Source organism: Glycomyces sp. YM15 (assembly GCF_016918015.1).
Classification (GTDB): Bacteria; Actinomycetota; Actinomycetes; order Mycobacteriales; family Micromonosporaceae; genus Glycomyces.
Genome location: NZ_JAERMK010000047.1, coordinates 1 through 14,719 on the forward strand (window position 1 = coordinate 1; position 14,719 = coordinate 14,719).

General features: G+C 69.8%; 14 protein-coding genes and 1 rRNA gene. 7 read left to right on the forward strand and 8 right to left on the reverse strand.

Annotated elements, in window-relative coordinates:
* Positions 1-592 precede the first annotated feature (592 nt).
* The gene (locus tag JHY01_RS25790; RefSeq protein ID WP_205328602.1) at positions 593-853 is read left to right on the forward strand and encodes a hypothetical protein; all 261 of its coding nucleotides are present in this window, start codon (positions 593-595) and stop codon (positions 851-853) included.
* Here JHY01_RS25790 and JHY01_RS27530 read toward each other — a convergent pair.
* Positions 850-1,206: a MerR family transcriptional regulator gene (locus tag JHY01_RS27530; RefSeq protein ID WP_205328603.1), complete on the reverse strand. Its 357-nt coding sequence runs from the start codon at positions 1,204-1,206 to the stop codon at positions 850-852. The genes JHY01_RS25790 and JHY01_RS27530 overlap by 4 nt on opposite strands.
* Before the next feature lie 86 nt (positions 1,207-1,292).
* Here JHY01_RS27530 and JHY01_RS25800 point away from each other — a divergent pair, with 86 nt between their 5' ends.
* A complete protein-coding gene (locus JHY01_RS25800; protein WP_205328604.1) occupies positions 1,293-2,021 on the forward strand; it encodes an SDR family oxidoreductase in 729 nt (242 codons plus the stop codon).
* Between the two features lie 92 nt (positions 2,022-2,113).
* Here the strand turns inward: JHY01_RS25800 and JHY01_RS25805 are convergent, their stop codons facing one another.
* Positions 2,114-2,305, reverse strand: a complete 192-nt coding sequence (locus tag JHY01_RS25805; RefSeq protein ID WP_205328605.1) for a type II toxin-antitoxin system RelE/ParE family toxin — start codon at positions 2,303-2,305, stop codon at positions 2,114-2,116.
* Between the two features lie 207 nt (positions 2,306-2,512).
* Positions 2,513-3,307 (reverse strand): DUF998 domain-containing protein, encoded by a 795-nt coding sequence (locus JHY01_RS25810; RefSeq protein ID WP_205328606.1) that lies wholly within the window; start codon positions 3,305-3,307, stop codon positions 2,513-2,515.
* Positions 3,308-3,450: 143 nt separating this feature from the next.
* Here JHY01_RS25810 and JHY01_RS27535 point away from each other — a divergent pair, with 143 nt between their 5' ends.
* The 4 genes from JHY01_RS27535 to JHY01_RS25830 all read left to right on the forward strand — a co-directional run bounded on the left by JHY01_RS27535 (position 3,451) and on the right by JHY01_RS25830 (position 8,003).
* On the forward strand, positions 3,451-4,824 hold the full coding sequence (locus JHY01_RS27535) for a sensor histidine kinase (protein ID WP_205328607.1): 1,374 nt from the start codon (positions 3,451-3,453) through the stop codon (positions 4,822-4,824).
* Positions 4,821-5,495 carry a response regulator transcription factor gene (locus JHY01_RS25820; protein WP_205328608.1) on the forward strand — a complete coding sequence of 225 codons (675 nt, stop codon included), beginning with the start codon at positions 4,821-4,823 and terminating at the stop codon, positions 5,493-5,495. Before JHY01_RS27535 ends, JHY01_RS25820 begins: the two co-directional genes overlap by 4 nt.
* 237 nt (positions 5,496-5,732) lie before the next feature.
* Complete coding sequence (locus JHY01_RS25825; protein WP_205328609.1) at positions 5,733-6,557, forward strand: NAD(P)H-binding protein; 825 nt, start codon at positions 5,733-5,735, stop codon at positions 6,555-6,557.
* 288 nt (positions 6,558-6,845) lie between these two features.
* Complete coding sequence (locus tag JHY01_RS25830) at positions 6,846-8,003, forward strand: S1 family peptidase (RefSeq protein ID WP_205328610.1); 1,158 nt, start codon at positions 6,846-6,848, stop codon at positions 8,001-8,003.
* A gap of 11 nt (positions 8,004-8,014) precedes the next feature.
* Here the strand turns inward: JHY01_RS25830 and JHY01_RS25835 are convergent, their stop codons facing one another.
* From JHY01_RS25835 to JHY01_RS25850, 4 genes are all read right to left on the reverse strand, one after another.
* A complete protein-coding gene (locus JHY01_RS25835) occupies positions 8,015-8,920 on the reverse strand; it encodes a DMT family transporter (protein ID WP_205328612.1) in 906 nt (301 codons plus the stop codon).
* Between the two features lie 99 nt (positions 8,921-9,019).
* The gene (locus JHY01_RS25840; protein WP_205328613.1) at positions 9,020-10,147 is read right to left on the reverse strand and encodes a DNA glycosylase AlkZ-like family protein; all 1,128 of its coding nucleotides are present in this window, start codon (positions 10,145-10,147) and stop codon (positions 9,020-9,022) included.
* Positions 10,148-10,256: 109 nt separating this feature from the next.
* Positions 10,257-11,801 carry a gamma-glutamyltransferase family protein gene (locus JHY01_RS25845; RefSeq protein WP_205328614.1) on the reverse strand — a complete coding sequence of 515 codons (1,545 nt, stop codon included), beginning with the start codon at positions 11,799-11,801 and terminating at the stop codon, positions 10,257-10,259.
* 131 nt (positions 11,802-11,932) lie between these two features.
* A complete protein-coding gene (locus JHY01_RS25850; RefSeq protein WP_205328615.1) occupies positions 11,933-13,111 on the reverse strand; it encodes a lipopolysaccharide assembly protein LapB in 1,179 nt (392 codons plus the stop codon).
* A gap of 227 nt (positions 13,112-13,338) precedes the next feature.
* Here JHY01_RS25850 and JHY01_RS25855 point away from each other — a divergent pair, with 227 nt between their 5' ends.
* A complete protein-coding gene (locus JHY01_RS25855; protein ID WP_205328616.1) occupies positions 13,339-14,475 on the forward strand; it encodes a hypothetical protein in 1,137 nt (378 codons plus the stop codon).
* Between the two features lie 120 nt (positions 14,476-14,595).
* Here the strand turns inward: JHY01_RS25855 and rrf are convergent.
* Positions 14,596-14,712, reverse strand: a 5S ribosomal RNA gene (rrf, locus tag JHY01_RS25860).
* Positions 14,713-14,719 lie beyond the last annotated feature (7 nt).

The window sequence follows — 14,719 nt, forward strand, 5'->3', positions numbered from 1 at the left end:
GGTCGACCCTCGACCCCATCCCGTTCTTACCTCGCCCTCGGCAGGCGGCACCTGCCGAGGGGACACACCGCAACACCCAACACCACACGCCACACCCCCGTACGGGTCCGGCCCCATCCCCATGTCCATCGGCGCACGGCGTCGGCCTGCAGCAGCATCGGGGATCATCCCGGGAACGGCAGGGATCGAGTCGCGCCGGGCAGCCGATCGCGGCGCCCGGCCTCCCTTCACGTCTTTGTCGCCGCCGCCTTGACCTTGAGAAGCTCTCTCCCGCAGGCCGGAAGCCCAAGGCCGCCATTTCGTGGATGCACGCGACCTCGACACAGGCGCGGGTGCCATGCCAGGCCGATGTCCATCCCCAGCCCAGCCCCGCTTCGGTTCGGTTCGGTTCGGTTCGGCCGAACACTGCGAAGACAGCACCGATCAGACCGGACCGTCTTGAGGCCCAGTCGAATGGGCGCTCAGGTGCGGTTTCACGCATCGATGTGCGGACCGGGAATCAACCGATCGGTCGATGCGCTGGTGCGGAATTGCGGGCCGCGTCCATTACGGTGGGTGCGGCAGCAGCAATCCAGGAGCGAGGAGACGGCGCATGGCCAGCACCGCGGAGATCAAGTCGCAGATCCAGGGCGCGATCGAGCAGGTCCAGGAGGCGATGGGCGCCATCGGCGGCGCCCAGTCCCAGACCGACAACGCGATCGGCGTCGGCACCGCCGCCACCCAGGACACCGGCAGCTCCATGCCCGGCGAGGCGCTTTCGCAGTGGCAGCAGGCGAAGGAGAAGCTCGAAGAGGCCCTCGCCCTCTACCAAGGGGGCTCGGACACGTTCGAGCAGTATGCGAACTCGATCTAACCGGGTCCTCCCGGCCCGTCGCCGATGAAGGCGAGCATCGAGTTGAACCGGTCTTTTACGGCGGCGATGGCCTGGTATTCGGCTTCGATGCGGGCGTGCTCCTCGTAGATGATCGCCCGCTGCTCGGGGGTGACCTCGTCGGCGCTGGTGCAGCGGCGGAGCTTCACGATCGCTCTGCTGGGCAGGCCGTTGCTGAGCAACATCCGGATCCAGACGACCTGGTCCACATCGTCGCGGGTGTAGGTCCGCTGGCCGCTCGCGGTCCGCTCGGGGTGCAGGAGTCCCTGCTCCTCGTAGTACCTGATGGCGCGTACGGTCGCGCCCGTCGCTTCGGCCAGTTCCCCGATGCGCATCCGCGTCCTCCCGAATCCTCGATCGATGTGGCGTCCGCCACCGTCGCTTGCCCCTGACGCCGACGTGAGGTCATAGCGTCGAGCCCATGGAAATCCAAGGATCAATCGCACTCGTCACCGGCGCCAACCGCGGCCTGGGCCGCCAATTCGCGCGGCAACTCCTAGAACGCGGCGCGGCCAAGGTCTATGCCGGGTCGCGCCGCATCGCCTCCGTCGACCTTCCCGGAGTCGAGCCCGTGCAGCTCGACATCACCGACCCCGCATCGGTCGCGGCGGTAGCGACGACCGCCTCCGACGCGACGATCCTCATCAACAACGCGGGGATCGCGACGTTCGAGAACCTGGTCGACGGCGACGAGGACGCGATCCGGCGGGAGATGGAGACCAACTACTTCGGCACGCTGAACATGGTGCGGGCCTTCGCGCCCGTCCTCGGCGGGAACGGCGGCGGGGCGATCCTCAACATCCTCTCGATCCTGTCCTGGCGCTCGGCCGGGATGGGGCACGCGTACTCCGCGGCGAAGGCCGCGTCCTGGAGCCTCACCAACGGAGCCCGGCTCGAACTCGCTCCACAGGGGATCCAGGTGACCGGGCTGCACGTCGGCGGCATGGACACCGAGATGCTCGCCGGCATCGAGGCGGACAAGAGCGACCCCGCCGACATCGCCCGCGCCGGCCTCGACGGCATCGAATCCGGCGCCCTGGAGGTCCTGGCCGACCGGGACGCCGTGCAGCTCAAAGCGGTCCTGAACGCCGACCCGAGCATCGTCTACCCGGAACTGGCCGCCATCACATCGGCGCAGACCTCGGCGTAGACGCCCTACGAGTCGTCACTCCCTGAACGAACCCGGCCCCGGTCTTCAGATCGAAGGCGCGGCTGCGGTCCTGCGCATGCGCGGGACCGCAGTCAGCTCCCTTTGTAGACCTTGCTGCGGTGGCCGACTCCAACGACGAGCCGTCCATCCTCGATCTGGTACATGACGCGCCAGTCGCCGGCCCGAATCCGCCACCGATCGTCGTAGCCCTTGAGCCTATTGGCACCGTCTGGCCTCGGGTTCGTCTGCAGTTCAGTGAGAGCGAGCAGAATACGCCGGTGCACCGGCTTGTCGACGCACGCTGAAATGACACCCCGAGGCTATCGCTCAGAACCAGCTGCCGAAGGACGACCCCTGCGGGGCCTCCTCGCTGCGGCGGAAGACCCCGCCGTCGCGCCACACCCCGACCGGCCCCCGCCTGCGCAGTTCGCCGCACCTCCCGATCCCCATCCGCGCCCGACCCCACCGGGCACGCAGCCGCGCGAACCCGGTCATGACCGCGTCCCTGCGAGCGCGGGCACGGCGTCGCCGACCTGGCCGGTGACCGCGCCCGGAGCCCTCGCGAACCGCTCGGCACCGACCGGGACACGCCCGGAGGTCGAAACCGTTGCGGGCGTTGCCGTCCGGGCCAGAGCCAGCGCGCCGGCCGGGACCGTCACGTTCGCCGCCCGGACCGAGTTGGCGACCAGCATCCACACCAGCGCCGAAAGCACCACGAGCAGCACCCGCTGCCCGACCCCGCGCCAGTCGCCGCCGTCGAGGAAACCCGGCAGGAAGGTGTTCACGGTCGTCGTCAGGAACGTCAGCGCGGCCAGGCCGGTCACCCACCACGTGCCGCGCCGCACCCAGTCGGGCACGTCGGCATCCTTCATGCGCATCGCGCACAGCGCCGCGACCACCGTGAGCAGCACGAACGCCGCCCCAGCGGTGTAACGGTGGATCTGCGCCCACCACGTGAGGCCCGATTCGGGAGTGCCCGTGCGAAAGATCGCCGCGCACAGCAGCATCACCGAGGTCGAGCCGAGCAGGAAGCGGATGAAGCCCTCGCGGGCCAGACCGACCCCGCGCCCGGCGAGGATCGCGCACGCCAGCGCCAAGGCCAGCACCGAGACGGGGAACAGGACGATCCCGGGCCAGGTCAAGGCGTAACTTGACACCGGGGTGGCCACCGGGTCCACCGCTTGAGACTGGGTCAGGTGCATCACCGCGAAACCGGCCTGGCTGGCCGCGACCGCGGCCATGGCGGTCACTCCGGCTGCGCGCGAGCGGAACACGTTGTGGATCATGCGGCGAACGGTAGGAGCGCCCACGTGCGGTTCCCTCAATCCGCGGCGTGGACTCGGACCTCATACCGTGGGGTGAGAGGCGCGGCCGCGACCCGTACCGGAGAGTGAGGCCGCGCAGGACGGGACCGGCATAGGTTGGTGGCGTGAAGTCCGACACCGAGCCGACCAAGCAGTCCCGGCGGAACAAGGCCGAACTGGCCGAGCCGCGCCCGGCTCGCATCCTCATCAGCTACCTGATGGCCGCAGGGCCGGTCGGCAACGGCACTTGGCGCTGGCGCTTCACCACCATCCTGGCGATCTTCGGGCCCGGTTCGGTGCCTTTCGGGCTGATGCTGTTCGCGATCGAGAACCAGGTGCTGCGGGTCGACTACAACATCACTTGGGCCGCGATCCCGGCCGCGGCCACCGGGGTCGCGGTGGTCCTCGCCCGGTTCCAACCGGTAGCCGCCTGGCCGCTGGTCTTGGCCTCATACGCGGCGACCATGTTCGGCGCGAGCTTCGCCCAGTGGCAACCCTGGCCGTTGACGAGCGCGAACCTGTTCGCGTTCCTGGTCGTGCTCTTCGCGATCGGACGCGACCGCCGGGCGTTCTACGGTGTCCTCGCGTGGCTGTCGTACCTGATCGCGGCGCTCTACGCGATCTGGGCCTTCAACGCGCACAAGCTGGAACCGGGATTCGGTTCCCTGTACGACCTTCCCCCGAACCCCGCCTCCGACAGCATCGTGCTCGGCTCGCTGCTCGGCGCGCTGGCGTTCCTGATCGGCTTCACGGTCCGGATCTGGCGCCAGGCCCGGACGCGGGTGGCCGAGGAGGAGCGGGTCGCTGAGACGGAGCGGCACCAGCGCCGACTGCTGGAGGAGCGGACGCGGATCGCGCGGGAGCTGCATGACATTGTGGCGCACCACATGTCGGTGATCACGGTGCAGTCCTCGACGGCCGAGTACCGGCTCGCGGATCTGAGTGAGGAGGCGAAGGCGGAGTTCCGGTCGATCAGCGGCCAGGCGCGCGAGTCGCTCGCGGAGATGCGGCGGCTGCTGGGCGTGCTGCGCAGCGAGGACGAGGCGGGCGCGCGGGCGCCGCAGCCGGGCCCGGCGGCGCTGCGGGGACTGGCGGAGTCGGTCGACCGGACGGGGACGCCGGTGAGCCTCGAGTTGGGCGAGCTGCCGGAAGGTCTGCCGGAGACTGTGGCGCTCAACGTGTTCCGGGTGGTGCAGGAGGCGTTGAGCAACGTGGTCCGGCACGCCCCGGGAGCGCGGACCGAAGTTGCAGTCGCCGCCGTCGGCGGGCAGGTCACGGTTACGGTGGTGAACGGCCCGGCGCCGGCGAAACCGGCGAGCTCCGAACCGGAGGCGGGCCGGGTGGAGCCGGATTCGCAGGGGCTCGGCCTGGTCGGGATGCGCGAGCGCGTCTCGCTCGACGGCGGGATGCTGGAGACCGGACCGACCGTCGACGGCGGGTTCCGTGTGCAAGCGGTGCTGCCGATCGAGGACCGTTCGACCACTGAGGAGACCCTGTGACGATCAAGGTGCTGATCGCCGACGATCAGGCGATGGTCCGGGCCGGGTTCGCGGCACTGCTGAACGCGCAGCGGGACATCGAGGTCGTCGGCGACGCCGAGGACGGTGTGGGCGCGGTGACCGAGACGACGCGCCTGCGCCCGCAGGTGGTGCTCATGGACGTCCGGATGCCCACTATGGATGGCCTTGAGGCGGCGAAGCGGATCCTCTCCGCGCCCGAGGAGCGGCGTCCGCGCGTGCTCATGCTGACCACCTTCGATCTCGACGACTACGTGTACGAGGCACTCCGCATGGGCGCCAGCGGGTTCCTGCTCAAGGACGCTCCTCCCGGCGACCTCATCGCGGCCGTGCGGGTGGTCGCCGCGGGCGACGCGCTGCTGGCGCCGTCGGTGACGCGGCGGCTCATCGAGCAGTCGTTCAAGGCGAAGCCCGCGCTCCGGCGGTCGGCGAGACTCGACGTGCTGACGCCGCGCGAGGAAGAGGTCCTGCGGCTCATCGCGCGAGGCCTGTCGAATCCTGAGATCGCCAAGGCGCTGTTCGTCTCCGAGCAGACGGTGAAGACCCACGTGGGGAAGGTCTTCAGCAAACTCGGCCTCCGCGACCGCGCGCAAGCGGTCGTCTGCGCCTACGAGACCGGCCTCATCACGGCCGGCGACCCACGCGAGCGATAGACCCGATCCACCACGGCATGCGGCGCCGCCCGCGCGGCGATCCACCCTGCCCGAATCCAGCGCGGCGATCGGCTCAGACGCACGGATCGATGATGTTCAGAGGCATCGCGACCGCCTCATGGCACTACTGACCTGGGTGTTCAGGAAAATCTCCCCACTCTATTGGAACAGATCATTCCGCTCTGCTATTATTGGAACATGTCATTCCGTTCCGGAGTTTCGAAGAAGGAGAACCCCATGCGCATCCTCATCACCGGCGCCACCGGCACCGTCGGCGGCAACGTCATCGAGCAGCTCAAGGCCCTCGACCCGAACGTCAGCCTCCGCGCCCTCACCCGCGACCCCGACGCCGCGCTCCCCGCGGACGTCGAGCTCGCGGTCGGCGACCTCGCCGCCCCCGAGACCGTCGCCGACGCCTTCAAGGACGTCGACGCCGTCCACTTCATCAACTTCGCGGGCGAGGGCTACGGCGCACTGCCCGACCCGGTCGCGCTCGTCGCCCTCGCCGAGGCCGCCGGAGTCCACCGCGCCACAGTCCTCGGCGGGGTCGCCACCGGCCCGCTCGAACAGGCCCTCGCCGCCAGCGCGATCGAGACGACCTACCTCCACCCGGTCGAGTTCATGTCGAACGCCGCCATGTGGTGGGCCGAACCGGTCAAGACCGACGGCGCGATCCGCGAGCCGTTCGGCGACCGGCTCAGCGCGATGGTCCACCCCGCCGACATCGGCGCGGTGGCCGCGAAAGTCCTGCTCGAGGGCGGCTACGACGACGAGTCGCTGACCATCACCGGCCCGGAGGTCCTCACGATGCAGGAGAAGGTCCGCGTCATCGGCGAGGCGATCGGTCGCGAGATCGAGTTCGTGGAACTCACCGTCGATGAGGCGCACGCGAAGTGGCGCGGTGAGGGCATGCCGGAGGGTGTGATCGCGTTCCTCACCGAGGCGCTGGGCAACACGCCGGTGGAGGGCAGGACGGTGTCGGACACGGTCGAGCGGGTCACGGGCCGCCCGGCACTGACGTTCGCCGCGTGGGCGAGCGCGAACGCCGACGCGTTCCGTTAAAGCCGGAGACCCGAAGGGGCGCAACCGCACATGCGGTTGCGCCCCTTTTTGCCCGTAATTCTGTGAATTAACAGGTGGATTGACATTCCTGAAACAACACACCACTTTGGTTGATATTCACTGAATTACTTGCATCTTTAACTTTTTCCCGTTTGGCCCTAGTCTCCTTGTATGGCACGGCTCACCATCATCTCGGTCTCGTCCGCAACCAGCGGGCGACGCCGGCCTGCCATGGCGATCGCCTTCCCCGACGACCGCCGATGCCCTCACCCGAAAGGCACGCATCACATGAAACGCCAACGCGCACTTGCAGTCACCGCTGTCGGTGCCATCGCCACCGCTCTCTCCGTAGCCGCCGGGGCCGCACCCGCCTCGGCCGAAATCCTCGACGCCAAGGCCGAAACGGCCCGCGCCGAACTCGCCGGCAACGTCTCCCAGGGCCTCATCGACGAGCTCCAGGACACCTTCGGGCTCACCGAGGCCGAGGCCTACGACCGCCTCGCGGTCGAGGACGTCGCCGCCGACCTTCTCGAAGAAGTCCCCACCGAACTCGACGAAGCCTATGCGGGCCTGTGGGTCTCGGAGGACGCCGACGAGATCTTCGTCGCCACCACCGACGCCTCCGACACCGCCAGGCTGCGCGCCGAAGGCGCCACCCCGGTCCTCGTCGAGCACGACCTCGCCACCCTCGAGGACGCCGCCGCAGCGGTCTCCCCGATCTCGATGGAGGGCTACTACGGCAACTACGTCGACGTCGTCACCAACACGCTCGTCATCGAAACCGCCGACGCCGCCATCGCGGCCGACCTGATCGAGGCCGCCGGGATCGACCCGTCGCTCGTCACGGTCGACGCGGAAGCCGAAGCGCCCCAGACGTACTTCGTGCGCGGCGGCGACGCCTACATCGTCGAGAACTCGTGGCGCTGCTCCGTCGGCTTCTCGGTCCGCCAGGGCTCGACCCCCGGCTTCGTCACCGCCGGCCACTGCGGCGACGCGGGCGACCGGGTCACCAGCGGCGAGGCCGCCCCGGGCACCTTCCGCAACTCGGTGTTCCCGTCCGCCGACCGCGCCTGGGTCGCCGTCGGCTCCGGCGAGACTCTGCTGGACGACGTGAACATGTACTCCGGCACCCGTGACGTCGCCAACGCGAACCAGGCCGCCGTCGGCTCCTCCATCTGCCGCTCCGGTTCGACCACCGGCTGGCACTGCGGGACCGTCCAGGCCTTCAACCAGACCGTGCGCTACGCCGAAGGCTCCGTGTTCGGCATGACCCGCACCAACGTGTGCGCCGAGCCCGGCGACTCAGGCGGCTCGTTCATCTCCGGCAACAGCGCGCAGGGCATGACCTCCGGCGGCTCGGGCAACTGCTCCTCCGGTGGCACGACCTACTTCCAGCCGATCGGACCGGCCCTCAGCGCCTGGGGCCTGACGCTCGTCACCAGCTAACGCCAACCGCATTACCCTGGGGGCCTTCCGGAAGGGAGGCCCCTTCGTTCGTGTCCGCGCAATGCGCCGACATACACGCCGATGAGGATCAGCGGCGTCCCGAGCAGCAGGGACAAGGTGAGCGGTTCGTCGTCCAGCCACGCCGAGACGACGATCGCGACGAGCGGGATCAGCACGAACACGTACGCCGCCCGCGAGGCCCCCCACCGCTGGATCACCGTCAGATAGAGCACGAACGTGAGCACCGAGCCGGCCGCCACCACGTACGCCAGCGCCCACCACGTGTCCGCCACCTGCGGCAGCACCCACCGGTCCCCGGCAGCGAAGGAGCCCGCGAACAGCAGCACGGCCGCGGCCGCCATCCCGACCGCGTTCATCGTCACCGGGTGGACCTTCGGCAGGCGCTTCACCAGGACCGCCGACTCCGCGAAGGAGAGCACCGCGCCCAGGGCCGCGAACAGGACCGGCACGGGCACGTCGGCGCGCAGCGGCGCCTGGGACACCACCGCCACGCCTGCCACGGCGACGAGGGTGCCGACCAGCGCCATCGTGTGGAACCGCTCCTGGCCTTGGGCGACGGCCAGCAGCAGCGCGGCCAGCGGCACGAGCGCCAGCAGGGTCTGGCCGAGGCCGGCGTGGAGGTAGACGAGGACGTAGTACGCGAGCGAGAACGACACCCCGAAGTTGAGCGCTCCGAACACGATCGTCCCCGCCAGCGCCTTGCCGCGCGGGAAACGCAGCCGCATGGCGGCCATGATGGCGAGGAGGAGGAGCGCGGCGGCGCCGAACCGCAGCGACGCGCCCCAGAGCGGGTCGAGCTCACGGTTGCTGAACCTGATGCCGACGGCATTGCCGCCGGCGAGGAGGGTCGCGCCCGCGAAGGCGGCGAGAGCGGCCCGGTCGCGGGTGGGCTGCATACCTCCCACGATAGGCGCGAATCGACACGCTGACGCCCGAACCCGCAGGTCAATCGGCGTTCAGCCGGACAGCGGGTGAAACGCATCAGCAGGGCTCGATCAGAAGCCGATCGGCTGCACCTCGCCCTTCCAGCGGACGTCGGCGTTCACCCATGATGCGACCCGGTCGACGGCGGCGTGGAGGTGCCCCCGGTCGGCGCGGGCGTCGTCCCACTGCACGGCCTCCACCACGAGGTCGCCGTTGCTGCGGCGCAGCGCGACCCGGCCCGGCAGGTCGTCGCCGACGAAGATCGGCAGGCAGTAGTAGCCGAAGGTCCGCTGCGGTTCGGGCACGTAGATCTCGATCTTCCAGCCGTGGCCCCACAGGCGCGCCATGCGCTCGCGCAACCACACCAGTTGGTCGAACATCGACACCGCGACCGCCTGCTCGGCGCCGGTCAAGCGGGTGCGGCGCACCTGCGGGTCGATCCAGGAGCGGCCCTTCCAGCCTTCGACGGCGACCTGCTCGATCTCGAGCTCGCGGAGCACGCGTTCGGTGTCGGCGATCTTGAGGCGGAAGTAGTCGGCGATGTCCTTGGTGGTGCCCACGCCGAGGTTGCGCAGGGCAGTGGACACCATGTAGCGCAGGCACGCCTCGTCGTCGGCGTCCCACAGGTGCTCGGCGGGGATGGCGCGTTCGGCGAGCTGGTAGACGCGTTTGAACCCGATGCGGTGCGTGCAGGCGACATCGCCGAACCAGAGAAGGCGCTCGACGGCGTGCTTGTGGTCGGTGCGGTGGTTCCAGCTGTCGCCCATGTTCCCGGTGCCCCGGTCGCGGTGCATCGCGCCGGAAGGGAAGTCGGACACGGTGATCGCTCCGCGTTCGGCGAGCAGCGCGAGGACCTCGGCTTCGGCGACGGCGAGGGAGTCGTCCCGGTACCGGTCGCGCCAGTTCCTTCGGCGGCGCGCCAGGTAGGGCCACGCGGAGACGGGCAGGAGCGACATCGCGTGCGCCCAGTACTCGAACGCGATGGGGCTGCGGCGCCGGTCGAGGCTCCGCACGGCCTCGTCGACGTCGAGGTTCCGAGCGAGGAGCGCGAGCTCGTGGGCGCGGCGTACTGCGGAGATCGTGTCGAGCTGGATGCAGCCGAGCCGCTCGAGCACGGTCTTGAACCGGGTCGCTTTGGGACGCAACTGTGCGGCGATGGCGATCCGACGGGCATCGGCAAGCCGCAACGACTCAGGCACAGATCCGGTCCTTCCCGAACACGACAACGGTCACCTCAGACCGTACAACCGCCCACCGACAACCTGAGCAGCCGAACACCCGAGCGCGCCCGACACCCGACTCCGCACCCTAGTTCGGCGCGACCGCCACCGCTCCCGTCTCCGCGCGCGGGTCCGCTGCGCCCTCGACCCGGCCGTCCTCGCCGACCTCGATCAGGTGCGCGTGCCCGAAACCGCTCCCGGCCTCCGCGTCCCGCACCGCGAAGCCGCGCTCGCCCAATCCGGACGCCCAAGCCTCGGGCCGCCCGGCCTCCAGCTCGACATCGATCTCGTGCTCGCCCGTCCACGTCCCGAACCCGGTCTCGCCCGGGTGCAGCCGCCATCGTGCCGCATGCACGGCCGACTCCACCGTCTCACCGCCGTGCAGCACGCGCGCGATCAGCTGCGCCACGATCTGCGGCTGCGAATCGCCGCCCATCGACCCCGCCACCAGTCGCAGCGACCCGTCCGTCCGCGTCACCAGCGCCGGCACCAGCGTGTGCGGCGGCCGCCTGCCCGGTCCGAACTCGGCCGGGTGCCCCGGTTCCAGGTTGAACCCGGTTCCCCGGTTCTGCAGCCCGATCCCCGTGCGCGGTTCGAAGCGCCGCGTCCCGAATCCGGCCGCGTTCGACTGGATGTACGAGACGCCCATCCCGTTCCCGTCGAGCACCGCCATGTACGTCGTCCCGCCGGCCGACTGCCGTACCGGCACCTCGGCCTTCCGGTCCGCGCTGATCCGCGCCGCCCGCTCCCCCGCCGCCGCAAGCAGATCCGAGACGTCCGCGCCCTCGAACAGCCGCTCCGGCCGGTCGAATCCGGCCTGCCGTGAGGCCTCGACCAGGTAATGCGCCCACAACGGGTCACCTGCGTCCACGGGCAGCTCCAACCGGTCCGCGATCGCCAGCGCGAGCAGCAGCAGGTACCCCTGCGAGTTCGGCGCCGCCGACCACACTCGGTGCCCGAACGCCTCGACGCTCAGCGGCTCTTCCCAATCCGCTTGGGACGCAGCCAGGTCCGCCTCGCTGAACAATCCCTTGCCCAGCTCGACGAGCCCTTGCCCGAAGTCGCCAAGGTAGAACCCGTCCCGGCCGCCGTCGGCTGCCGCGCGCAGCGCGCCGGCGGTCCGCTCGCGCCGCACGGTCGACCCCGCCTCCAGGCCGACCAGGTCCTCGGCGCCCGCGACACCGGCCAGGGTCCCGCCGGCTTTGGCGAGCATCGCCGTCGCGGGCCAGCCATCGGAGGCGAGCCGGATCGCCGGGGCCAGCAGCTCCGGCATCGGCCGCGTCCCGTACCGCTCGTGCAGCGCGAACCAGCCGTCCACGCAACCGGGCACGGTCGTCGACCGCAGATCGTCGCGGAACGGCATCACCGCATGGCCCTCGGCGCGAAGCGCTTCAGGGTCCGCGCCGGAACCGGCCCGGCCGGAGGCGTTGAGATACGCGGGCACCGGCTCGCCCGGCACGTGGACCAGCGCGAACAGGTCGCCGCCGAGCCCGCACAGGTGCGGGGCCACCACGGTCAGGGCCGCACCCGCGGCGATCGCGGCGTCGACGGCGTTGCCGCCGTTCGCGAGCGCTTCGCGTCCGATGCCGCTGACGAGCGGATCGACCGAACACACCACACCCTGATCGACCACGGGGCCTCCTTCTGCGCGACCAGCGGACCGCGCAACGGCCCGCCCGGGGATCAACGCGCGTCGGACCGCAGGTCCGCGCGATTGCAGCATCCTACCTTGCCGAGCGGCTAGTAGAAACTCGCCGGAGACCACTACGCGTCCGGGTCGGCCCCGAGCACCCGCCGCCCCGAGATCCGCGCGGCCCGCCAGTACCACTCCGCGTACCCGCCGATGATCAACGCGAGGATCCCCAAGTGCTGCAACGCGGTCGGTTCGCCCCACAACACCAGGCCCATGGCGGCGAACACCAGTACCGTCCGCGCCGTCGCCCCCGCGAAATGCCCCCGCCTGCCCTTGCCCACCAGGTCACGACGGCACTCCGGCGGCAGCTTGAACAGCGACCACGTCCAGACGACCACGTATGCCGCCACCGTCGAGCCGACCAACACCGCCGAACCCGGCGTCGGCGTCGGAAAGATCCAGTCGATCACGTTGAGCAGCAGGGCGACCCGCAGCGCCCACTCGTACCAGCGCCACGACCACCGCCGCAGCGTCACCTCGTACAGGCTCTCCTCGTCACGGTCAGCCGAGCCCGCCGCCAAGGCCGCATCGCCGACCGCACCCGCCCCAGCGTCTGCCGCCCTCGCCGTCTCCCAGGCGACCCGCACGCCCGCACTCAACCGGCCCCGCGTCTGCAGGATCTCGGCCAGGTCGTCCCGCACCGCGGCATCATCCGGATCGAGCTCGAGCGCCCGCAGATAATGCGCGTGAGCCCGCTTGTGCCGCAGGTGATGGTCGTAGATCCGCCCGGCCGTCCGCTGCACCCAGGCGTCGTCGGGCGAACGCTCCAGCGCCTGCTCCACCAGCTCCCGCGTCCTCGCGAACTCCTGATCCACGTAGCGGTACCAGGCCAACTGCATGTAGTACCGGCCGTTGTCCGGCGCCAGCTCCACCGCCCGCCACAGCGAATCCGAAGCCTCGTCGGCGCGCCCCAGGTCGAACAGGAGGTTCGCCCGCAGCCAGTGCGCGTCCTCGTTGTCCGGCTCCTCCTCGACCGCCCGCACCGCCCATGCGAGCGCGTCGTCCTGGCGCCCGCTCAGATGCAGGCACCAGGCCAGCAGCAGCTGCGATACCGAACCGGGCCCGTACTGCTCGATGCCGGTCTCCAGGACCTCCGCGGCCTCCGCATACTGATCCTGGTCGATCAGTTCCCGCGCCCGGCCTTCGACGGCGCCGGAGATGAACCCGGGCCACGTCTTGTTCACCGCCTGCAGGACCCGCCCGCGGGCACGCGGGGACGGGACCCCGGACGGTCCGGCGGCATCGCTCATTCCCGACTCCAGATCGCTCGGGGGTACCTCGGACAGCACAGCAGACGGGGCGGCAGAGGAACATCCGCACATCCTCGGGGACTCGAACCGCGTGCCGGTGCTCACGACAGGTGCTTTTGTCTCTCGACGCCCTTAGCATAGAGGTGGACCGCGTCCACCTGTACGGCCAAGTCTCTTGTACCGTGGAGTGACTGCGGTGGGGACGAGAGGAAAGATCGGAACTGGTCATGGAAGAGCCGACACAGCCTGCTGACTCAGCCGGGCCGATTTCCTCGACGGTGCACCGCTGGCGGCGCCTCGCGGTCCGGCACGACCTCGAGTGGAGCGAACTCCTGCTCATCGCGTTGAACCTGTACGGGTTGCGCGGCAACAACTCCGAGGGAATGCGCCTGCGCCTGAACTCCGAAGACGAAGAGTTCATGCTGGTCCTGCCGGCTGACCGCGCGACTTCGCCGTTCAGCCTCCGCGCCCACGTCGACCCGTCCTCGCCTCAGCACGGTCTGAGCGAGCTCTGCGTCGACGGCACTCCGGTCGCCGAGATCATCGAAGCCGAACCCGGAGAAGAGGTCCGCGGCTACCTCCGCGCGGACGGCACCGCCGCGACCCTGCTCCTGCAGACCGGCACGGATGCTCCCGAACTGGTGAAGTGCTACCGGGACCTGTTGCAGGCCTTGGCCTCCGACTTGGCCGACGACGGTGAGCCGCACCTCTTCGACGAGGTCACACTCTCTGCCGGCGGCGTCCATGACGAAGCCCTCGTGGTCGAGCACCTCGTCGCGGTCCGCGAAGCGATGACCGCCGAAGGCCTCCCGGAGTCGACGACGCTCGGCGTCCTGACCCCGGCCCTGCACAGCGAGACCGCGTTCACGGAACTGGCCGCGAAGGTCGGTCCGATCCTGCTCTTCCTCACCACCGAGACCTTCCAAGACGACCGCCCCGCAGTCGAATCCGAACCGACCGTCCCCGACGACGCCGCGGCCGCGGACCCCATGGTCCCGGCAACGAGCCACCAGTCGGAACGCCTCTCGGAGATCCTCGCTGCGGCCCGCGAAGCCGGGCACCGGACGTCCTTCACGTACACCGTCGGCAGTGAACCGCTCGACGAGATGCGCGCCTGGCTCCTGCCGCTCGCCGAGCAGACCACCATGTGGCCCTCGCTCACGATCCTCCCTGCCGAAACGCCGGTGGACGACTCACAGCACGTGGCCGCGCCCGATGAACGCCTCGACTTCTTCCTCGAAGCCCGGCGCCTCCTCGAGCAGATCTTCGCCCCTACCCAGCTCCGCCCGCAACCGTGGCGCTGCTACCGGGGACTCTGGTACCGCCAACACGCCGGCGAACACCTGGACGGCCCGTACGTCTAAACGCAGACGACCAATGGCCGCAACCAGTGGGTTGCGGCCATTGCTCTATTCGAATTACCGACTCCAGGGCATGAAAAAGTGCCCCACCGCGATGCGGTGGGGCACTTTCTCTACGTAAATGTTTGGCGGTGTCCTGCTCTCCCACACCCTCTCGAGTGCAGTACCATCGGCGCTGGAAGCCGTAACGACCGGGTTCGGAATGGGACCGGGTGTGTCACTTCCGCTCTCACCACCAAACAAACCC